Genomic DNA, 19,781 nt, shown 5'->3' with positions numbered 1-19,781 from the left:
AGAACGAAGATGGGAGACAGACTCAAAGGCAAGATCGCCGTCGTGACGGGCGCCGCGAGCGGCGTTGGCAAACAGGACGCGTTGCTGTTCGCCCGTGAAGGCGCGCGTGTCGTGCTCACTGATGTCAACGAGGAAGCCGGCCGCGAAGTGGCCGCGCAGATCGGCGATGCCGCACTGTTCGTGCGTCACGACATTACGTCCGAAACAGGCTGGAACGATGTGTTCGGCGCGGCGCAAACGACTTTCGGCACACCGGACGTGCTGGTCAACAACGCCGCGGTGCTGTTGCTCGGCAGCATTGAAGACACCACGCTCGAACAATGGCAGCGCGTGCTGCGCATCAATGCCGAAGGCTATTTTCTCGGTTGCCGCGCGGCGGTCAAGGCGATGAAAGAGAAGGGCGGTTCGATCGTCAACATGTCGTCGGTGGCGGCGTTGGGTGGGCTCGGTATGTTCTGCGCCTACTCGGCCAGCAAAGGCGCGGTGACGGCAATGACGCGTGCGATCGCCTCGCACTGCAAGCAGCAGGGCTACAAGGTTCGCTGCAACACGATTCACCCCGACGGCATTCTCACGCCGATGACCGCGCCGTTCTTCGGCGCCGCCGAGGAGACGCGCGACGCGCTCACGCAGTCGATCGATCCGCATGCTCGCATGTGTTTGCCGGAAGACATCGCGAATCTGGTGCTGTTCCTCGCATCGGATGAATCGCGCTTTATCAACGGCAGCGAGTATCGGATCGACAACGCGCAGCTGATCATGGGCATTGCCTGAGTTCCCACGTCATGGCCGATTCGCGTTTTCACCGGCTCAAAGTGGCGGACGTGATCGCGGAGAGCGCCGACGCGCGCTCTTTCGTGTTCGATCTGCCGCAGGCGCTGCACGCTGCATTCAGTTATCGTCCGGGGCAGTTTCTCACGCTCAAGGTGCCGTGCGCGGATGCCACCGTGCAGCGCTGTTATTCGCTATCGAGCGCGCCGGGTATCGACCGCGCGCCGAAAATCACCGTCAAGCGGGTACGCGATGGGCGCGTGTCGAACTGGATGTGCGACAGCATTCAACCCGGCGACGAGCTCGACGTGATGGCGCCTGCGGGCGTGTTCACACCGCGTTCGCTCGACGGCGACCTGTTGCTGTTCGCGGGCGGCAGTGGCATCACGCCGGTACTGTCGATTCTCAAGTCCGCGCTGGTGAACGGGCGCGGCATGCTGACCCTGATCTACGCGAATCGGGACGCACAGTCGGTGATTTTCAGCGAAGAGCTGCGGCAACTCGGGCAGCGGCACGCGGGACGATTACGGGTGATTCACTGGCTCGATAGCGTGCAGGGCATTCCGCAGCAACGTCATCTGGAAGAACTGGCGCGGCCCTGGAGCATGCAGGAATGCTTTATCTGCGGGCCGGCTCTGTTCATGGAGAACGCGTTGGCAGCGATGCTGGCGCTGGGTTTGCCGCGAGCGAAGGTGCATGTGGAGCGGTTTGCTTCGCTGCCGGATTTGCCGGCGATGCCTGATGTATCCGTGCCTGGTGTGCCGGGAGTACCTGGAGCCGATGGCGTGCCTGCGGTACCGGGAGCGCACATCGCGTCTGAAGTGCTATCAGCATCTGAATCGGCCCCGACCGCCTCCATCGCCAACTCCGCAATCGAAACCGTGCTCGACGGCAATACCTTCAGCTTCGCCTGCGAAACCGGCGAAACCCTGCTCGACGCGATGCTGCGCGCTGACGTGCCGGCCCCGAACTCGTGCCGCAGTGGTTTGTGCGGCGCCTGCATGTGCCGGGTCGAAGCCGGCAGCGTGAACCTGAACGCCAACCACGTGCTCGATGCGGCTGATTTGACCGACGGTTGGACGCTTGCCTGTAGTGCGACACCCGCCAGCGCGACGCTGCGCGTGGTTTTCCCCGACTAGGTTCGCGCTTCGCACGCGCGACTCTCGCGTGTTGCCCCTGCCGCGAACCCCATTCATCAAATTCACCATGACGCTCAACCCCATCCTGACGACGCCCGTGCTGATCGCGCGCGGCGCCGCGCGCTTCGGCACGCGCACCGCGATCGAAACAGCCCAGGGCAACCTGAGCTATGCGCAACTGGACGCGGCGCGGATCGAAGCGGCGCGCGCGCTGATGAGTTGCGGCATCCAGCCAGGCGAGCGTGTCGCGATCTGGGCGCCGAACATTGCTGAATGGATCGTGGCGGCGCTTGCGATTCACAGCGCGGGCGCGGCGCTGGTGCCGATCAACACGCGTATGAAAGGCCTGGAGGCCGCGGCGATTCTCGAGGACAGTGGCGCGCGGCTGTTGTTCTGCTGCGGCACTTTTCTCGGCGATTCGTATCCGGCCATGCTGGCAGCCCACCGTCCTGCCGGGCTCGAACGGGTGGTGGTGTTCGACGGCCCGGCAGCGGAATCGAGCGACGGCCGCGACGAGACGTGGGACGCGCTCCTGATGCGCGCCGCGGGCACTTCGATGGAAGCGTTCCGTGCCCGCGAGGCGAAGGTGCGTCCCGACACGTTGATGGACATCATGTTCACGTCCGGCACGACGGGTCGACCGAAGGGCGTGATGACGACACACGGCCAGAACCTGCACGCAGTCCACGATTGGGCGCAGATCGCGACGCTGCGCGAAAGCGACCGCTATCTGATCGTCAATCCGTTCTTTCATGCATTCGGCTACAAGGCCGGCTGGCTCGCGGCGTTCGCAAGCGGCGCGACCGTGTTGCCGCATCTGGTGTTCAACCCGGAGCGGGTGCTCGAGCGCATCGTGCGTGATCGCGTGTCCGTCTTACCGGGTCCGCCGACGCTGTATCACGCGTTACTCGACATGCCGGATCTGGCCATGCGCGATCTGTCGTCTTTGAGAGTCGCGGTGACGGGCGCTGCTGCGATCGCGCCGAGTCTGATCGAAAGGATGCGCGCGCAACTGGGTTTCGAAACGGTGCTGACGGGCTATGGCCTCACTGAATCGTGCGGATTTGCCACGCTGTGCCGCAGCGACGACGACGCCGAGACAATCGCGTACACATCGGGCCGTGCGATGCCCGGCGTGGAGATTCGTATCGCCGACACCTGTGGCGATGCGTTGCCCACCGGCGAAACAGGGGAAGTCCTGATTCGCGGCTACAACGTGATGCAGGGCTATTTCGGCCAGCAGGACGCCCGTTCTGAAGCGGTTGACGATGAAGGCTGGCTGCACACCGGCGACCTCGGCACGCTCGACGAACGCGGCTATCTGCGCATCACCGATCGTATCAAGGACATGTTTATCGTTGGCGGTTTCAATTGCTATCCAGCAGAGATCGAGCGGCTGTTCAGCGCGCATCCGGCAGTGGCGCAGGTGGCGCTGGTCGGCGTGCCCGACGAGCGGCTCGGTGAAGTGGGGCACGCATATGTCGTGCTGCGTTCGGGCGAGCACGCGAGCCCGGAAGAGCTGACTGACTGGGCTCGCAAGAACATGGCGAACTATAAGGTGCCGCGGCATCTCACGCTGGTTGATCAGCTGCCTGTCAGCGCGGCCGGCAAGGTACTCAAATACCGCTTACGCGAGACGGTCAAAAGCGTCACCGAAAACCACGAAAAAGCCGCTGAAAACACCACGGCAAGCTAGTCCCAACAGACGATGTTAGCCGCTTCGGAGACCGCCAGAATAGGCCTGACAACAACAGCTTCTGGAGGAGTCGGAGATGATCGATGTACGGGCTTTAGGCTACATCGTCGTGCAGTCGGCGGATGTCGACACGTGGCGCGGCTACGCGGAAAACGTGCTGGGCATGCAGGCGCTGGACGCAACGGACGGCGCGCTATACGTGAAGATGGACGAGCGCGATTTCCGCTACCTGATCGTGCCCGGCGACACCGACCGCTACTTCGCGTCGGGTTGGGAACTGGCCGACGCAGCCGCATTCGACGAAGCCATCCGCACTCTCGAGGCGGCCGGCGTGGAACCGATCCGCGCCAGCGCACAAGAGACCGCGCTGCGCCGCGTGCAGGCGATGGTTTGGTGCACGGATCCATCCGGCAACCGGCACGAGTTCTTCTGGGGCGTGCGCGCCGATTTCCGGCGCTTCGTATCGCCGCTGGGCGTGGCCGGTTTCGTTACCGGCGCGATGGGCCTCGGGCACGCCGTGCTGCCCGCACCGAAATTCGACGCGACCGATGCATTCCTGCGCGACGTGCTCGGCTTCGAGCTCTCCGACATCTTCCGCGTGCGTTTCACCGACGACCCCGCCGAACCAGAGAAACGCATTCATTTTCTGCATTGTAAAAACGCGCGTCATCACAGCCTCGCGATCATGGACTTACCGGTGCCGTCCGGCTGTATCCACGTGATGGCCGAAGTGGATTCGATGGATGAAGTGGGCCGCGCGCTCGACCGGGTTGCAACGCAAGGCGTGAAGCTCTCCGCAACGCTCGGCCGTCATTGCAACGACCACATGATCTCGTTCTACATGAAAACGCCGGGCGGCTTCGATCTGGAATACGGCTACGGCGGCCTGACGGTCGACTGGGCGCAGCACAACGTCTACGAGGCGACGCGCGTGAGCCTGTGGGGCCACGACTTCAGCGTTGGATTCCGCTAGGCCCTGGTCGGGAAATCCGCAGCAAAAACGCAGCAAGCACGCAGGAAATCGCAGAGAACCCGCAGGAATACCGCATGAAACCACTCGATAAAGAACTCAGCGCGCGCGATGCCGTCGCGCAACTCGCCGACGGCATGACGATCGGCATCGGCGGTTGGGGCCCGCGCCGCAAGCCGATGGCACTCGTGCGCGAGATCGTCCGTTCGAATCTGAAGAACCTCACCGTGATCGCGTATGGCGGCCCTGACGTCGGGCTGCTGTGCGCGGCGGGCAAAGTCCGCAAGCTGGTGTTCGGATTCGTGTCGCTCGATGTGATTCCGCTCGAGCCGCATTTTCGCCGGGCACGTGAACAGGGCGCGCTCGACGTGTGGGAGCTCGACGAAGGCCTGCTGCAACTCGGTCTGCGCGCCGCGGCGGCACGTCTGCCGTTTTTGCCGACGCGCGTGGGCCTCGGCACGGATCTGCTGAAACACGCGCCGCATCTGCGTACCGTGCAATCGCCGTATGGCGGCGAGACGCTGCTGGCGATGCCGGCGCTTGAACTCGACGCGGCTTTGCTGCATGTGAACGCCGCGGACAGGATGGGCAACACGCGCATCGACGGTCCCGATCCTTTCTTCGATGCATGGTTCGCACGCGCGGCGAAGAGGTGCTTCGTCAGCAGCGAGACGCTGGTCGAAACGCTCGCGAGCGACGACCTCGATCTCGCGCGCCGCAACACCTTCGAACGATCGCTCGTGAGCGGCGTAGTTCACGCACCGTGCGGCGCGCATCCCACCTCGTGCGCGCCTGCTTACGGCTGGGATTTGCCGCATCTGAAGACGTATTGCGCGAGTGCGGAAGATCCGCAACAAACAGCCGCTTACCTGAGTGACATAGTGGGCGCCGACGAACCGGGCTATCTGCAGCGCGCAGGCGGCCGGTCCCATGTAGCGGCGTTGCCGTTGCCGATTCTGTAATGGAGCGCACATGAGCGACTCTTTCGATTATTCCCTCGCCGAATTGATGATTGCCGCGGCGGCGCGCGTCTGGCGTGATGACGGCGAAGTGCTGGCAACCGGCATTGGCACGGGCCCGCGTCTGGCCGCTGGCCTTGCGCGCCTTGCTTACAACGCCGGTCTGATGCTCACCGATGGCGAGGCCTATCTGGTCGAAAGCCCGGTGCCGCTCGGACCGCGTGAAGCAGGCTATCGCGTGCAGGCGTCCGGTTTGATGACCTATGAGCGCGTGTTCGATTGTGTGTGGCACGGCAAGCGTCATGCGTTGGTGATGCCCACGCAGATTGATCGCTTCGGCCAGGCCAACATCTCCTGGCTCGGCGACGACTACGCTCGCCCGAAAACGCAATTGTTAGGCGCGCGCGGTTTCCCGGGCAACAGCATCAATCACGCGAACTCGTTTTTCGTCTCCGGCCACGGCAAGCGCACGTTCGTTGCCGGTGAGGTGGATATGGTGTGCAGCGTGGGCTACAACCCCGCACGCGAAATCCCCGGCATGCGTGCGTTCACCGATCTGCGCAGCGTGATTACCGATTTGTGCGTGATGGACTTCGGCGGTGCGAATCATGCGGTGCAGGTGCGCTCGCTGCATCCTGGCGTGAGCTTCGACGAAGTGCAGGATGCGACGGGTTTCGAACTGCGTGCGCATCCCGACATGCACGTAACATCGCCGCCTGGCGCCGACGATCTGCGCATCGTGCGCGCGCTCGATCCGCATAACCTGCGTGCGGGCGTCGTGCGCAACAACCCTGCGCCGCGTCGCGTGTGAGGGACATCATGCAAGCCAGCCACGAAAGCGTCGTTGAATACAGCGTGAGCGACGGCATCGCCACGATCACGATGAATCGCCCTGAGTATCACAACGCGCAGAACTCGAAGATGACGTATGCGCTCGACGCCGCGTTCAGGCGCGCGTCGAACGACGACGCGGTGAAGGTCATCGTTCTCGCCGGCGCGGGCAAGCATTTCTCGGCGGGCCACGATATCGGCACGCCCGGCCGCGACATCGATCAGTCGTTCGAGCGCACGTCGCTCTGGTACGACCACGTCGGCAAGGAAGGTGGCGAGTTCCTGTACGCCCGCGAACAGGAGGTTTATCTCGGCATGTGCCGCCGCTGGCGTGATCTGCCCAAGCCGACCATCGCGATGGTGCAGGGCGCGTGTGTGGCGGGCGGCCTGATGTTGGCGTGGGTGTGCGATCTGATCGTTGCTTCGGACGACGCGTTCTTCTCCGATCCGGTCGTGCGGATGGGTATTCCGGGCGTTGAGTATTTCGCGCACGCCTATGAATTGAATCCACGCATTGCCAAGGAGTTTCTGTTTCTTGGCGAACGGATGGATGCGGCGCGCGCGTATCAGATGGGCATGGTCAATCGGGTTGTACCGCGCGAACGCTTGCAGGACGCTACGACGGAAATCGCCGCAAAGATCGCGCGCATGCCGCGACTAGGATTGACGCTGACCAAGCAGGCTGTGAATCACGTTGAAGAGCTGCAAGGCAAGCGTGCGGCGATGGATGCGGCGTTTGCGTGGCACCACTTCGCGCATGCGCACAACGAACTGGTGAGTGGCGACAAGCTGGGTGGCTACGACGCGCGCAGGATGGCCGAGTCGCAACGACCGGTGGCCGCCGCACGTGAGAACGGCAAGGCCGACGGAGAAGCCGCATGAGCGCAACGTTGCACACACCTTTGTGCGATCTGCTCGGCTGCCGCTATCCGATCGTGCAGACGGCCATGGGTTGGGTCGCCGATGCGAATCTCGTCGCCGCGACCTGCAATGCGGGCGGCTTCGGCTTTCTGGCCGGCGCGACGCTTGAAGCCGAACGCGTGGAAGCGGAAATCCTGCGCGTGAAAGAGCTGACGGACAGGCCCTTCGGTATCAACTTCCATATGTTCCAGCCGAACGCGGCACAGGTGGTCGATCTGGCGATCAAGCACCGGCTGCGCGCGGTCAGCTACGGCCGAGGACCGGACGCGAAGACGATCCGTCGCTTCAAGGGCGCCGGCGTGATGTGCATTCCCACCGTGGGCGCACCGAAGCACGCGGCCAAAGCGGTCGAACTGGGCGCCGATGCAGTCACCGTGCAAGGTGCCGAAGGCGGTGGCCACACGGGTTCGATGCCCACGACGCTGTTGTTGCCACGCGTACTCGATGCAGTGAACGTGCCGGTGATCGCTGCAGGCGGATTCTTCGACGGGCGCGGCCTCGCTGCGGCGCTCGGCTACGGCGCGGCAGGTATTGCGATGGGCACGCGCTTTCTGATGACCGCCGAATCGCCCGTGCCGCGCGCGACACTCGATCGCTACGTCGCCGTAGCAGACCCTTCGCAAATCCGCGTGTCCGCGGCGTTGGATGGCCTGCCGCAGCGAATGATCGACAACCCCTATCTGCTGCGCCTCGAAGCGTTTGGCCCGTTGCGCCGCACGCTATTCGCGTTACGCACGGCTGAAGCGTGGCGCCGTCAGAGTGGCATGAGTCTGAGCCAGATGGCCGCGCTCGGCTTCAAGGCACTGCGCGATCACAGCTACACCGCGAGCCAGACTTTGATGGCGGCGAATGCGCCGTTTCTGATCCAGCGCGCGATCGTTGACGGTCAACCCGACGAGGGCGTATTGCCGAGCGGGCAGGTCGCGGCGGTGATCGGCGCGATCGAGCCGTGCGAGACCTTGATCGCGCGCATCGTCGACGAAGCCGTGGCGCGGCTCGATGCGCTGGCGGCCATGCGCGGCGCGCCGGTTCACGCATGACGCAAGACCTGACGCCACGCATGACCTCATAAAGCAAACACTCACCAGGGACGGAGACATGACAGAACCCATCAATAGCGTCCGCTTGCTGCCGTTCAGCATCGAACGCGAAGGCGGCATCGGCGAACTGGTGATCGACCAGCCGCCGGTCAATGCGCTCGACGCACGCGGCTGGCAAGCGCTGGCCGATGCAATCGACGCGCTCGGCCGCGACGACAGCGTGCACGTCATCGTATTGCGCGGCGCAGGGCGCGGTTTTTGCGCGGGCGTCGATATCAAGGAACTGGCCGCGCACCCCGAACGGATCATCGCGGTCAATGCCGGCAATTACGCGACTTTTCGCGCGGTGCACCGCAATCCGAAGCCGGTGATCGTCGCGGTGCATGGTTTTGTGCTGGGCGGCGGCATCGGCATTTGCGGCGCGGCGGACGTGATTGTCGCGTCCGACTGCGCGCGCTTCGGCGTGCCCGAGATCGACCGGGGCGCGATGGGCGGCGGTGCGCATCTGCAACGCATGTTCGGCGTGCAGAAAGTGCGTGCGATGTATTTCACCGGCGACATGGTCGACGCCGCCGAGGCCTACCGGCTCGGCGCAGTCGAGCGCGTGGTGCCGCGCGAGCAGCTACGTGAGGCAGCGCTCGAAATCGCCCGCAAGATCGCCGCGAAGAGCCCCGCGATGCTGCAACTCGCGAAAGAAGCGCTGAACGGTGTCGAAGACGGCGACCTCGAAGACAAATACCGCTGGGAGCAGGGCTTCACCTTGCAGGCCTATATGACGAACGATTCGGCAGAAGCACGCTCAGCCTTCGTCGAAAAGCGCGACGCGCAGTTCAATGCTGCCAATGAGGCCGAACGCAAAGCCGGAGCGCGCGCATGAAGCTCGACTACACGCCGGCGCAACGCGCGTTTCGCGCCGAGATTCGCAGCTGGCTCGCGGTCCACGTGCCGCGCGAGCCGCTGCCGAGCTTCGACACCGAAGCGGGTTTCGCCGCACATCGGGAATGGGAACGCACGCTGCATTCGGGCCGCTGGAGCATGGTGACGTGGCCGCGCGAATTGGGCGGACGCGGTTGCGATCTGATCGAGTGGCTGATCTTCGAAGAAGAATACTGGCGCGCCGACGCACCGATGCGTGTGAATCAGAACGGCATCTTCCTGCTCGGCCCGACTTTGATGGACTTCGGTACAGAGGAGCAAAAGGCGCGCTTTCTGCCGGCTATGGCGGCAGGCGAACACGTATGGGCGCAAGGGTGGTCGGAGCCCAACGCAGGCTCTGACATGGCGGCAATCCGCGCGAGTGCTATTCGTACCGACGGCGGCACGGGCGGCGAATACATCCTGAACGGCCAGAAGATCTGGTCGACCCGCGCGGTGTGGGCCGACTGGCTGTTCGGCCTGTTTCGCAGCGATCCGCAATCAACGCGTCACCACGGCCTTACCTTTCTGATGGTGCCGCTCTCGACGCCGGGCATCACGGTGCGGCCGATCCGTCAATTGAACGGCCACACCGGTTTCGCCGAGATTTTCTTCGACGACGTGCGTGTGCCGGTCGAAAACCGTCTCGCCGGCGAAGGCATGGGCTGGCAGGTCGCCATGGCAACGGCAGGATTCGAACGTGGCCTGATGCTGCGCTCGCCAGCACGTTTTCAACGCACCGCTGAGGCATTGCGCGCGCTCTATCTGGCGCATCGCACGCAAGCCGACCGCGATCCGACTTTACGCGATCGCGTGATCAGCGCGTGGATGGATGCGCAGGCTTACGCGCTTTCCACTTACGCGACCGCGAGCCGCTTGCAGAAGGGCGGTCACATTGGTGCGGAATCGAGCACGAACAAGGTGTTCTGGTCCGAACTCGATCTGCGCGTGCACCAGACCGCGCTCGATATTCTCGGCGCGCACGCCGAGGTCGTGCCGCAAACGCACGAGCAACACGCGGCGCTCGGCACATGGCTCGATGGTTTCCTGTTCGCGCAGGCCGGGCCGATCTATGCGGGCACCAACGAGATCCAGCGCAACATCGTCGCGGAACGGATGCTGGGGATGCCGCGCTCGTGATGCCGGTGCCGATGCTGCAACCCGCATTTAGCCTGCATTCAGACGCTTAAAGGATTGAGCGAGGAACTATGGATTTCGTATTCAACGAAGATCAGGAAGCGTTGGCGAGCAGCGTCAAGCGCGTTCTGATGACTGAGATGACGCCGGAGCTGATCCGCGAGTTGTGGAGCACGCCCACGGGCCGCTCGGAGCGCATGTGGGACATATTCGCTTGCCAGGGGTTGACGGCCGTGTCGGTGCCGGAAAGTCACGACGGGATGGGACTCGGTGAAGTGGAGTGGGCGCTGCTCGCGCAGACTTATGGCTACTTCGCGGGACCCGAGCCGTTGCTCGATACGGCACTCGTGGCCGTCGGTATCTTGGAAGGTTTGCCGGCAGGTGCGCAACGCGATGCACTGTTGCGCGATATCGCTGCGGGTGCGGCGCGCGTGGCGGTTGCGCATCCGGCGAATCCGTATGTCGGCGATGCGCACGTCGCGAAGGTCTTGCTATGTGAGCGGGAGGGCGAATTGCATTGGCTCACGCCCGACGCTTGCCGGTTGAATGCGGTGGAGAGCGTCGACCCGTCACGTCGCTTATTCGAACTCGACTGGCAGGCAAGCGCGGGCACGCGCGTGGCAACGGCCGCCGAGGCGCAACCATTGCTGGCGCGTGCACTCGATCAAGGCGCGTTTGCCGTCGCCGCGCAGTTGCTCGGTCTCACGCAACGCGTGCTCGATGTCGCAATCGACTACAGCGCACAGCGCAAGCAGTTTGGCAAGCCGATCGGCTCGTATCAGGCGCTCAAGCATCTGCTCGCCGACGTCGCGATCCGCTACGAGTTCGCGCGGCCCGTCGTCTACCGGGCCGCCTGTGCGATCGCGGATAACGACCCGAACCGCGCGTTGTACGTCTCCCACGCGAAGCTCGCCGCCACTGCCGCGGCGCAGCTCGCCGCGCGCCACGCGATGCAGGTGCACGGCGCAATTGGCTATACGTGGGAGCTCGACTTGCAGATTTTCATGAAACGCATCTGGGCGCTCTCGGGCAGTTGGGGCGACACGACGTTTCACAAGGCCCGCGTGGCCGACGCGCTGATCGAGTCATGTGCTCCGATCGGACCGGCCCGTACTTTCGAACTGGAATCGCAATGAAACAGGCTTATATCGTCGATGCGTTGCGCACGCCGACCGGCCGCCGCAAAGGCGGACTCGCGCAGGTGCATGCCGCGGATCTCGGCGGCTTCGTGTTGAAGGAACTGGTTGGCCGTAACGGCATTCCTGCTGATGAATACGACGACGTGATATTCGGCTGCGTGGATACGATCGGTCCGCTGGCGGGCAATATCGCGCGCACCTGCTGGCTCGCCGCGGGCTTGCCGTTGACGGTGCCCGGCGTGACGGTGGACCGGCAATGCGGTTCGTCGCAACAGGCGGTGCATTTTGCCGCGCAAGCCGTGATGAGCGGCACGCAGGATGTGGTGGTCGCGGGCGGCGTGCAGACCATGACGCAGATTCCGATTTCGTCGGCGATGACGGCGGCGGAGCCGCTCGGTTTCACCGATCCGTTCTCGGGTAGTACCGGCTGGCGTGCGCGTTTCGGCGCTGCACCGGTCTCGCAGTTCCATGCGGCGCAGCGGATCGCGGATCACTGGAACCTGTCGCGCGAAACGATGGAGCAGTACGCACTGGAGAGTCACCGGCGCGCGTTGGCGGCGATCGAAGGCGGTTACTTTGCGCGTGAAATTGTGCCGTTCGCCGGCGTCGTCCATGACGAGACGCCGCGCAAGGACACCACGCTCGCGAAGATGGCTTCGCTCGAACCGCTGATGCCTGGTGGCGCGCTGACGGCTGCCGTCTCGAGCCAGACCTGCGATGCGGCAGCGGCGCTGCTGATCGTCTCTGAAGAGGCGCTCAAACGTTACGGCCTCACGCCGCGCGCCCGTATCCATCACGTGAGCGTGCTCGGCGACGATCCGCTATGGATGCTCACCGCGCCGATTCCCGCCACACGTCACGCGTTGAAGAAGGCTGGCCTCGCGCTGGACGAAATCGACGTGGTGGAGCTGAACGAAGCGTTTGCCTCGGTGGCGCTAGCGTGGCTCGCCGAAATGCGCTATCCGCACGAGAAGACCAATCCGAACGGTGGCGCGATCGCGCTCGGCCATCCGCTCGGCGCAACCGGCGCGCGGCTGATGACGAGCCTGCTGCACGAACTCGAACGCACGCAAGGCCGCTACGGCTTGCAAACGATGTGCGAAGGCGGTGGCCTTGCCAACGTCACGATCATCGAGCGCCTGTAAGCGTCGATATGCGCACCTGAGCGCATCACTGTCCAGGAGGATCAAGCATGGGAATCTGCAACGAACGCACCGTGATCGTCACCGGTGCGGGTGGAGGGTTGGGCCGCGAATATGCGCTTGCGTTTGCCGCCGAAGGCGCGGCGGTGATGGTCAACGATATTCGTCAGGAAGCCGCGCAAGCCGTCTGCGACGAGATTGCGCGTGCCGGCGGCCGGGCACTGGCCAATGCCGACGACATCACGTGCATCGACACGGCGCAACGCATCATCGATGCCACGCACGAAGCCTTCGGTGAGATTCATGTGCTGGTGAACAACGCGGGGATCTGCCGCGACCGGATGTTCATCAGCATGACCGAAACCGATTGGGACGACGTGATGCGGGTGCATCTGCGCGGGCATTTCTGTCTTGCGCAATTGCTGGCAAAGGAGTGGCGAGATGCATCGAAGGCGGGGCGCGAGGTGGATGCGCGGATAGTCAACACGAGTTCGGGGGCGGGTTTGCAAGGCTCGATCGGGCAGGCGAACTATGGCGCGGCCAAGGCGGCCATCGCGGCATTGACGTTGATGCAGGCCGCGGAATTGCAGCGCTACGGCGTGCGGGTGAACGCGCTGGCGCCGGCGGCGCGCACGTCGATGACCGAGGGCGTGTTTGCCGAGATGATGAAAAAGCCCGCCAATGGCTTCGATTACTTCGATCCGGCGAACGTTGCGCCGCTGGTCGTCTGGCTCGGCAGCGTTGAATCTCGCGACGTGACTGGGCAGGTGTTCGAAGCAGCGGGCGGCATGATCGCCGTGGCCGAGGGCTGGCGCACGGGGCCGCGCATCGATATCGGCGTACGCTGGCAAGTCACTGCACTGGGCGGCGCGGTGGCGGCGCTGGTTGCAGAACGTGAGCCGGCGCAGCAAGTCTACGGAAGCTGATGCGATGAATCTCGCTCTTTCCGAAGAACAAACCATGATTCGCGATTCGGCGGCCGGGGTGCTGGCCGAGCGCAGCGCATCGGCGGCGGTGCGGCAGGCGATTGAACACACCGGGGGCCACGACGAGGGCCTGTGGCGCACGCTCGCTGGCGAGCTCGGCTGGTGTGCGCTAACCGTGCCGGAAGCGGCGGGCGGTGCGGGGCTGGGCGCGATGGAACTGGTGTTGCTGATGGAACAGATGGGGCGGCGCCTCGCGTGTGTGCCTTATTTCGGCACGGTGTGCCTCGCGGCGACGGCGCTCGCGCAGTGCGAATCAGCAGCTGCGCGCGCGTGGCTCTCGCGGATTGCGAGCGGTGAGGCGAGCGCGATGCTGGCGTTGCAAGCTGGGGCCGGCTTTGATGCACGTACGGTTTCGGTTTACGCTGAAGAGACAGCTCACGGCTATCGTCTGTCGGGTACGTTGGAACAGGTCGTTGACGCTGCTAGCGCCGATCTGTTACTGGTGCCCGCTTTGATCGCGAACGAAGCGCAAACCATCGCGCTGTTCGAATTGAACTGTGCTGATCTCGCAGGCCTCATCCGTACACCACTTGTTACGCTGGACGCGACGCGTCCGTTGGCGCGCGTTGAGCTGAATGCCATCGATGTGCCGCATGACGCGTTGATGGCGCAGGGCAGCGAGGCGCAACGCGCGCTGTCTGACACCGCATGGTTTGCAGCATTGGCGCTGGCCGCGGAACAACTTGGCGGCGCGCAGCAATGTCTCGATCTCACGCTTGCCTACACGGCGGAGCGCGTGCAGTTCGGCCGCGCGATCGCCTCGTTTCAGGCGATCAAACACCGTTGCGCACAGATGATGGTCGAAATCGAGGCGGCCCGTTCGGCCGTGCTCGGAGCCGCACAAGCGTGGGATGAGGCGCGGAATCAAATGCGGGCTCAGGCGCCGGATCAAATGCTCAATCAGGCTGGCGCTTCGTTACCGCCGGACGTGCTTGCCGATATCGCCACGGCAAAAGCCACTGCCAACGACGCGTTCCGCTTCTGCGCTCAGGAAGCGATCCAACTGCACGGCGGCGTCGGTTTCACATGGGAATACGACCCGCAACTGTATTTCAAGCGCGCACAGGCTTGCAGTGCGCAATTCGGCACGACGGCGCAGATGTTGTCGTTTATTGCGGAGCAGGTTGTCGACCGTAGCGAGGCTTCTGGCGCAGCACGGTCTTTGCCGCTTGCACATGCCAACGACCACGCGCAAGCCGTTCTCGCGGGAGTCCTTTGATGAACAGCGAAACGCAACAACAACGCTTGCGCGTGGAAGTCGCCGACTGGATGAGCACGCATCTCAGCGGCGAGTTCGCCTGCCTGCAATACCGCGGCGGTCCCGGCGACGAAGAAGCTTATCCGGCGCTGCGCAAGAAATGGGAACGTGAACTGGCAAGCGGCGGCTGGACGGGTCTCGGCTGGCCAAAAGAACACGGCGGCCGTGTGATGTCCGTCGCCGACCAGGTGGTCTTTCACGAGGAATACGCACGTGCCGGTGGTCCAGGGCGCATGGGTCATATCGGCGAGGGTTTGCTCGGACCGACCTTGATCGTATGCGGTACCGACGATCAACGTAAGCGCTTCCTGCCCGACATCCTGAACGGCATGAAGTTCTGGTGCCAGGGTTATTCGGAACCGGGCGCGGGCTCGGATCTCGCGAACGTCCGCACTCGTGCAGTCCGCGACGAAAACGGCAACTGGCGCGTGCACGGCCAGAAAGTCTGGACCTCGCTCGCGCACGACTCTGATTGGATATTCGTGATCGCGCGCACGGATCCAGAGTCGCGCGGCAATCGCGGACTGTCGTTTCTGTTGATGCCGCTCGATCAACCCGGCATCGAGATTCGCCCGATCAAGCAATTAAACGGTGGCGCCGAATTCAACGAAGTGTTCTTTGATGGCGCGCTCGCCGCTGCTGAAGATCTGGTCGGCACTCCCGGCGACGGCTGGCGCATTGCGATGACGCTGCTCGGCTTCGAGCGCGGCATGTCCACGCTCGGCCAGCAGATGCAGTTCATCCGCGAACTCGAGTGGGTGGTCGACGCGGCGCATGAAGCGGGTGTCGCGAATGATCCGCTGATTCGTCAAAGAATCGCGCGGGCCTGGGCTGGCTTGCGCGTGATGCGCTATAACGCGCTGCGCATGCTGGCCGGCGCCGGTGTCGATGAAAGCGGCGGCGCGTTGGGCCGTGAAGCGCTGATCTACAAATACTACTGGTCGAACTGGCATCGCGAGCTCGGCCAACTGGCGATGGATGTGCTTGGCCCCGACGCCAATGTGATCGACAGCGCCGACGCAAAGCGCACCCGCCTGCAGGGCGTGTTCCTCTTCTCGCGCGCCGACACCATCTACGCGGGCACCAACGAAATCCAACTGAACATCATGGCCGAGCGCGGGCTCGGCATGCCGAGAGAACCCAGAGGAACGCAATGAACGAATCCCAAACGGTGCGGACCGCGCCGGCCTACGTGCCGGGCCATCAACTGCTGGCCGGCAAATCCGTGCTGATTACAGCGGCCGCCGGTGTGGGCATCGGCTTCGCCGCCGCCAAACGCTGCGCTGAAGAAGGTTGCCGCGCGCTCTTCATCTCCGACATCCACGAAAGGCGCCTCGCGCAAGCCGTCGAAACCTTGCGCGCCGAAACGGGTTTGCAGGCGATCTACGGGCGTTTATGCAACGTCTCGGTGGAAGGGGATGTACGCGCGTTGGTGGCTGACGCCGAAGCCAGGATGCATGGCGTCGACGTGCTGATCAACAACGCCGGGCTTGGCGGCGCGCGTCGCATCGTCGAAATGGACGATGCCGAATGGTCGCGGGTGATCGACATTAGCCTTACCGGCACCTTCCGCATGACACGGGCGATGTTGCCGCATATGCAGCAGCGTGGCCGTGGCGTGATCGTGAATAACGCGTCGGTGCTCGGCTGGCGAGCGCAGGCGGAACAGGCGCATTACGCGGCGGCGAAGGCCGGCGTAATGGCACTGACGCGCTGCGCCGCGCTCGAGGCCGCGCCGTACGGTGTGCGCATCAACGCGGTGGCGCCGAGTATTGCGCTGCACGATTTTCTGAAGAAGTCGGCCTCGGCCGACCTGCTCGATCAACTGGCGTCGCGTGAAGCATTCGGACGCGCCGCCGAAGTCTGGGAGGTAGCGAACGTGATGGTCTTTCTGGCAAGCGACTATGCGTCGTATATGACCGGCGAAGTACTGTCGGTCAGCAGTCAGCACGCGTGATGGACAGTGCTATGGCTGAAGTGTCTAGCAACCCCCAGCCGGTTCGCGTGTTCGCTCATCCGGACGAGCTGGTCGCGGCGGTTGGCGAAAGGCTCGGCGAAAGTGCGTGGATGCAGGTCGAGCAGGCGCGCATCGGGCTGTTCGCGGACGCCACGCTCGATCATCAATGGGTCCATGTCGACACCGAACGCGCGCAACAAGGTCCGTTCGGCGGCTGTATCGCCCACGGCTTTCTGACGCTCTCGCTCGTCAATTTCTTTCTGCCGCAGATCGTACGTATCGATGGCGCGCGGCTCGGCGTCAATTACGGTTGCGACAGGATTCGCTTCCCCGCGCCGGTGCGAGCCGGTGCGCGCATTCGAGGCGTCGGCCAGTTGCTGCGCGCCGAAGCGATCGAGGGTGGCATGCAAGCGTGGATTCGCGTGACCGTGGAAATCGACGGCGAGACCAAACCCGGTTGCGTGGCCGACACGATCAGCCGCTACTACCTGTAGCAACCCGAAGAAACCTGTAGAACCCGTAGAGGAATAGTTCATGAACGAAGCGGTCATCGTCTCGGTTGCACGCACACCGATCGGCAAAGCGTATCGCGGCGTGTTCAACGACACCGAAGCACCCGCACTCGGTGGCCATGTGGTGCGGGCCGCGGTCGAGCGCGCGCAACTCGACCCCGCCGATATCGACGACGCCCTGATGGGCTGCGCCGCGCAGCAGGGTACCCAGGGCTACAACATCGGCCGGCTCTCGGCGGCTGCAGCGGGTTTGCCGGCTTCGGTGCCGGGCATGGCGATGGATCGGATGTGCTCGTCGGGCTTGATGACGATCGCGACGGCCGCGCAGAACATCCTGTGCGGCGACGCGCGGATCGTGGTGGCGGGCGGCGTCGAGTCGATCACACTGACGCAGAACAAGCACAAGAATGCGTACCGCGCACGGTCGGACGCGGTGCTCGCGAATCAGCCGGCTGCGTACATGGCGATGATCGAAACGGCGGAAATCGTCTCGCGCCGTTACGGCATCTCGCGTGCGGCTCAGGACGAATACGCGCTGACGAGCCAGCAGCGCACGGCCGCGGCGCAGGAGGCGGGACGCTTCGACGATGAGATCGTGCCCTTCGATGCGCAGCGCGCGCTGTTCGACAAGGAAGGCAAGCCGGTCGGCCACGAAAGCGTGCGGGCCACGCGCGACGAATGCAATCGCGCGGATACCAGTGCGGTGAGTCTGGCTGCACTGAAGCCGGTCTGGAGCGGTGGTGAGGCGGTCGCGCAGGGCGAGTTCATCACTGCCGGCAATGCGTCGCAACTGTCCGACGGCGCAGCGGCGGTGGTCGTGATGAGCGCAACGGAGGCGAAGCAGCGCGGTTTGAAGCCGCTCGGTATCTATCGCGGCATGGCGGTGGCGGGCTGCGACGCAGACGAAATGGGCATCGGTCCGGCGCTCGCCGTGCCGAAACTGCTGGCGCGTCATCGGTTGACGGTGAACGACATCGGCCTGTGGGAGATGAACGAGGCCTTCGCGTGCCAGGTCATTTATTGCCGCGATCAACTGCATATTCCGGCCGATCGTCTGAATGTGAACGGCGGCGCGATCTCGATCGGCCATCCGTTCGGCATGTCCGGCACCCGCATGACGATGCACGGGCTGCTCGAAGCGCGGCGGCGTGGTGTGCGCTATGTCGTCGTGACGATGTGCGTCGGCGGCGGAATGGGCGCTGCGGCACTCTTCGAAACAGCGGCGTAGACCGCGGTCGGAGCTTTGCATGGGACCAGAGTAGCGAGCTTTGCATGGGATCGGAGTAAGCGCTAAAGCGCCAACTCCGATCGACATCTGGTCGACAGGAGACAAAAAATGAAATCAACACTACCTGGCTTGCTGCTCTCGGCGGCCGTGCTGGGCGCAGCGCTGTTTGCGTTTTCGCCTCGCCCTGTGCCGGCTTTCGCGGCGACCACCATTCAGGCTGATCGCCTGCAGATCAATGGTCTCGCCAAAGCGGGCAAGCGTCTCGTCGCGGTGGGTGAGCGCGGCGTCATCCTCCTGAGCGACGATGCGGGCGCGTCCTGGCAGCGAGCCGCGATGATCTCCGACGAAGCGTCTGCGCTCACCCAGGTGTTCTTCGTCTCGCCGCGTATCGGCATTGCGGTGGGGCACGACGGCTGGATCGTGCGCACCGTCGATGGCGGCGCGCACTGGAGCGAAGTGCGTTTCGAGCGCAAGCATTCGGACCCGCTGCTGTCCGTGTGGGGCAATGCAAGCGGACTGGTGTTCGCGAGCGGCAGCTTCGGCCAGTTGTTCGTCTCGCACGATGCGGGCGCCACCTGGGCCCAACAGAAAACGCCCGCCGACGATCGCCACCTGAACGCAATTGCCGGCGATTCGAGCGGCCGTTTGATGATCGCCGGTGAAACCGGCACGTTGCTGCGTTCCACCGACAACGGCGCGAGCTGGGAGAAACGGCCCGTACCCTATCAGGGCTCACTATTCGGCGTGCTGAAATTGACTGACGGCGACTGGGTCGCCTACGGCATGCGCGGCAACGTGCTGCGCAGCACCGATCAGGGTGACACGTGGACGCATATAGACAGCCGTGTCGGCACTTCGTATTTCGGCGCGGTGCAACTCGCCGACGGCGAACTGGTGCTGGTTGGCCAGGGCGGTGCGATTGTCACCTCGCGCGATAACGGGCAGAGCTTCGCGGTGCGCAAGGTGGGGGGCGTGCAGAGCCTCGCGACTGTGGTCGACGCCGGGCATGGCGAGCTTGCGCTGGGCGGAGAAGCGGGCATCGCGTTGCTGCCGGTATTGCCCGTAGTCCGAACGCCGCCTGCGTCTCCGCCTGTATCGCCCAGCGCGCCACCTTCCTGAACACGCGTCGTCGTTCGCCGACACTCCATAGCGCGCTCGCCGGCCACTGATTCGCCATGGC

At 64.1% G+C, this 19,781-nt stretch carries 19 protein-coding genes; all 19 read left to right on the top strand.

The annotated features are described in order from the left end of the window. Positions 1 to 9: 9 nt before the first annotated feature. Entirely contained in the window at positions 10 to 774 is a 765-nt protein-coding gene (locus PQQ86_RS33420) for a glucose 1-dehydrogenase (RefSeq protein WP_408276983.1), read from the top strand. An 11-nt stretch (positions 775 to 785) separates the two neighbouring features. Further along, complete coding sequence (locus tag PQQ86_RS33415) at positions 786 to 1,910, top strand: 2Fe-2S iron-sulfur cluster-binding protein (protein ID WP_408276981.1); 1,125 nt, start codon at positions 786 to 788, stop codon at positions 1,908 to 1,910. Positions 1,911 to 1,977: 67 nt separating this feature from the next. Next, positions 1,978 to 3,606, top strand: coding sequence for a FadD3 family acyl-CoA ligase (locus PQQ86_RS33410; RefSeq protein ID WP_408276978.1), 1,629 nt, complete (start codon positions 1,978 to 1,980; stop codon positions 3,604 to 3,606). A gap of 76 nt (positions 3,607 to 3,682) precedes the next feature. Then, the gene (locus tag PQQ86_RS33405; protein WP_408276976.1) at positions 3,683 to 4,579 is read left to right on the top strand and encodes a VOC family protein; all 897 of its coding nucleotides are present in this window, start codon (positions 3,683 to 3,685) and stop codon (positions 4,577 to 4,579) included. Positions 4,580 to 4,653: 74 nt separating this feature from the next. Continuing rightward, on the top strand, positions 4,654 to 5,538 hold the full coding sequence (locus PQQ86_RS33400; RefSeq protein WP_408276973.1) for a CoA transferase subunit A: 885 nt from the start codon (positions 4,654 to 4,656) through the stop codon (positions 5,536 to 5,538). A 10-nt stretch (positions 5,539 to 5,548) separates the two neighbouring features. Next, the gene (locus tag PQQ86_RS33395) at positions 5,549 to 6,346 is read left to right on the top strand and encodes a CoA-transferase subunit beta (protein ID WP_408276970.1); all 798 of its coding nucleotides are present in this window, start codon (positions 5,549 to 5,551) and stop codon (positions 6,344 to 6,346) included. Positions 6,347 to 6,354: 8 nt separating this feature from the next. Continuing rightward, positions 6,355 to 7,248: an enoyl-CoA hydratase gene (locus tag PQQ86_RS33390; protein ID WP_408276967.1), complete on the top strand. Its 894-nt coding sequence runs from the start codon at positions 6,355 to 6,357 to the stop codon at positions 7,246 to 7,248. After that, entirely contained in the window at positions 7,245 to 8,327 is a 1,083-nt protein-coding gene (locus tag PQQ86_RS33385) for an NAD(P)H-dependent flavin oxidoreductase (RefSeq protein WP_408276964.1), read from the top strand. Before PQQ86_RS33390 ends, PQQ86_RS33385 begins: the two co-directional genes overlap by 4 nt. A 58-nt stretch (positions 8,328 to 8,385) precedes the next feature. Continuing rightward, positions 8,386 to 9,204, top strand: a complete 819-nt coding sequence (locus PQQ86_RS33380) for an enoyl-CoA hydratase family protein (protein ID WP_408276961.1) — start codon at positions 8,386 to 8,388, stop codon at positions 9,202 to 9,204. Next, positions 9,201 to 10,382, top strand: a complete 1,182-nt coding sequence (locus PQQ86_RS33375) for an acyl-CoA dehydrogenase family protein (RefSeq protein WP_408276958.1) — start codon at positions 9,201 to 9,203, stop codon at positions 10,380 to 10,382. The genes PQQ86_RS33380 and PQQ86_RS33375 overlap by 4 nt, the downstream gene beginning before the upstream one ends. A 68-nt stretch (positions 10,383 to 10,450) precedes the next feature. Continuing rightward, the gene (locus tag PQQ86_RS33370) at positions 10,451 to 11,515 is read left to right on the top strand and encodes an acyl-CoA dehydrogenase family protein (protein ID WP_408276952.1); all 1,065 of its coding nucleotides are present in this window, start codon (positions 10,451 to 10,453) and stop codon (positions 11,513 to 11,515) included. Further along, positions 11,512 to 12,663 (top strand): acetyl-CoA C-acetyltransferase, encoded by a 1,152-nt coding sequence (locus PQQ86_RS33365; RefSeq protein WP_408276948.1) that lies wholly within the window; start codon positions 11,512 to 11,514, stop codon positions 12,661 to 12,663. Before PQQ86_RS33370 ends, PQQ86_RS33365 begins: the two co-directional genes overlap by 4 nt. A gap of 47 nt (positions 12,664 to 12,710) precedes the next feature. Further along, positions 12,711 to 13,586, top strand: coding sequence for an SDR family oxidoreductase (locus tag PQQ86_RS33360; RefSeq protein WP_408276945.1), 876 nt, complete (start codon positions 12,711 to 12,713; stop codon positions 13,584 to 13,586). A gap of 4 nt (positions 13,587 to 13,590) precedes the next feature. Then, positions 13,591 to 14,865, top strand: coding sequence for an acyl-CoA dehydrogenase family protein (locus tag PQQ86_RS33355; protein WP_408276942.1), 1,275 nt, complete (start codon positions 13,591 to 13,593; stop codon positions 14,863 to 14,865). Beyond that, positions 14,865 to 16,061: an acyl-CoA dehydrogenase family protein gene (locus PQQ86_RS33350; protein WP_408276939.1), complete on the top strand. Its 1,197-nt coding sequence runs from the start codon at positions 14,865 to 14,867 to the stop codon at positions 16,059 to 16,061. The genes PQQ86_RS33355 and PQQ86_RS33350 overlap by 1 nt, the downstream gene beginning before the upstream one ends. Further along, on the top strand, positions 16,058 to 16,861 hold the full coding sequence (locus PQQ86_RS33345; protein WP_408276936.1) for an SDR family oxidoreductase: 804 nt from the start codon (positions 16,058 to 16,060) through the stop codon (positions 16,859 to 16,861). The genes PQQ86_RS33350 and PQQ86_RS33345 overlap by 4 nt, the downstream gene beginning before the upstream one ends. Before the next feature lie 11 nt (positions 16,862 to 16,872). Continuing rightward, positions 16,873 to 17,355, top strand: a complete 483-nt coding sequence (locus PQQ86_RS33340) for a MaoC family dehydratase (RefSeq protein WP_408276933.1) — start codon at positions 16,873 to 16,875, stop codon at positions 17,353 to 17,355. Positions 17,356 to 17,395: 40 nt separating this feature from the next. Beyond that, positions 17,396 to 18,601 (top strand): acetyl-CoA C-acyltransferase, encoded by a 1,206-nt coding sequence (locus PQQ86_RS33335; RefSeq protein ID WP_408276930.1) that lies wholly within the window; start codon positions 17,396 to 17,398, stop codon positions 18,599 to 18,601. Positions 18,602 to 18,709: 108 nt separating this feature from the next. Beyond that, complete coding sequence (locus PQQ86_RS33330; protein ID WP_408276927.1) at positions 18,710 to 19,720, top strand: WD40/YVTN/BNR-like repeat-containing protein; 1,011 nt, start codon at positions 18,710 to 18,712, stop codon at positions 19,718 to 19,720. Positions 19,721 to 19,781 lie beyond the last annotated feature (61 nt).

The organism is Paraburkholderia sediminicola (assembly GCF_046026675.1).
GTDB lineage: Bacteria > Pseudomonadota > Gammaproteobacteria > Burkholderiales > Burkholderiaceae > Paraburkholderia > Paraburkholderia sediminicola_F.
Note: the sequence above shows the minus strand (reverse complement) of the source record. Positions and strands in the feature narration are given on the sequence as shown.

What these genes read in the sequence shown, in the direction of transcription:
- PQQ86_RS33420 (WP_408276983.1), top strand. Translation starts at nt 10, where the DNA reads ATGGGAGACAGACTCAAAGGCAAGATCGCCGTCGTGACGGGCGCCGCG.
- PQQ86_RS33415 (WP_408276981.1), top strand. Translation starts at nt 786, where the DNA reads ATGGCCGATTCGCGTTTTCACCGGCTCAAAGTGGCGGACGTGATCGCG.
- PQQ86_RS33410 (WP_408276978.1), top strand. Translation starts at nt 1,978, where the DNA reads ATGACGCTCAACCCCATCCTGACGACGCCCGTGCTGATCGCGCGCGGC.
- PQQ86_RS33405 (WP_408276976.1), top strand. Translation starts at nt 3,683, where the DNA reads ATGATCGATGTACGGGCTTTAGGCTACATCGTCGTGCAGTCGGCGGAT.
- PQQ86_RS33400 (WP_408276973.1), top strand. Translation starts at nt 4,654, where the DNA reads ATGAAACCACTCGATAAAGAACTCAGCGCGCGCGATGCCGTCGCGCAA.
- PQQ86_RS33395 (WP_408276970.1), top strand. Translation starts at nt 5,549, where the DNA reads ATGAGCGACTCTTTCGATTATTCCCTCGCCGAATTGATGATTGCCGCG.
- PQQ86_RS33390 (WP_408276967.1), top strand. Translation starts at nt 6,355, where the DNA reads ATGCAAGCCAGCCACGAAAGCGTCGTTGAATACAGCGTGAGCGACGGC.
- PQQ86_RS33385 (WP_408276964.1), top strand. Translation starts at nt 7,245, where the DNA reads ATGAGCGCAACGTTGCACACACCTTTGTGCGATCTGCTCGGCTGCCGC.
- PQQ86_RS33380 (WP_408276961.1), top strand. Translation starts at nt 8,386, where the DNA reads ATGACAGAACCCATCAATAGCGTCCGCTTGCTGCCGTTCAGCATCGAA.
- PQQ86_RS33375 (WP_408276958.1), top strand. Translation starts at nt 9,201, where the DNA reads ATGAAGCTCGACTACACGCCGGCGCAACGCGCGTTTCGCGCCGAGATT.
- PQQ86_RS33370 (WP_408276952.1), top strand. Translation starts at nt 10,451, where the DNA reads ATGGATTTCGTATTCAACGAAGATCAGGAAGCGTTGGCGAGCAGCGTC.
- PQQ86_RS33365 (WP_408276948.1), top strand. Translation starts at nt 11,512, where the DNA reads ATGAAACAGGCTTATATCGTCGATGCGTTGCGCACGCCGACCGGCCGC.
- PQQ86_RS33360 (WP_408276945.1), top strand. Translation starts at nt 12,711, where the DNA reads ATGGGAATCTGCAACGAACGCACCGTGATCGTCACCGGTGCGGGTGGA.
- PQQ86_RS33355 (WP_408276942.1), top strand. Translation starts at nt 13,591, where the DNA reads ATGAATCTCGCTCTTTCCGAAGAACAAACCATGATTCGCGATTCGGCG.
- PQQ86_RS33350 (WP_408276939.1), top strand. Translation starts at nt 14,865, where the DNA reads ATGAACAGCGAAACGCAACAACAACGCTTGCGCGTGGAAGTCGCCGAC.
- PQQ86_RS33345 (WP_408276936.1), top strand. Translation starts at nt 16,058, where the DNA reads ATGAACGAATCCCAAACGGTGCGGACCGCGCCGGCCTACGTGCCGGGC.
- PQQ86_RS33340 (WP_408276933.1), top strand. Translation starts at nt 16,873, where the DNA reads ATGGCTGAAGTGTCTAGCAACCCCCAGCCGGTTCGCGTGTTCGCTCAT.
- PQQ86_RS33335 (WP_408276930.1), top strand. Translation starts at nt 17,396, where the DNA reads ATGAACGAAGCGGTCATCGTCTCGGTTGCACGCACACCGATCGGCAAA.
- PQQ86_RS33330 (WP_408276927.1), top strand. Translation starts at nt 18,710, where the DNA reads ATGAAATCAACACTACCTGGCTTGCTGCTCTCGGCGGCCGTGCTGGGC.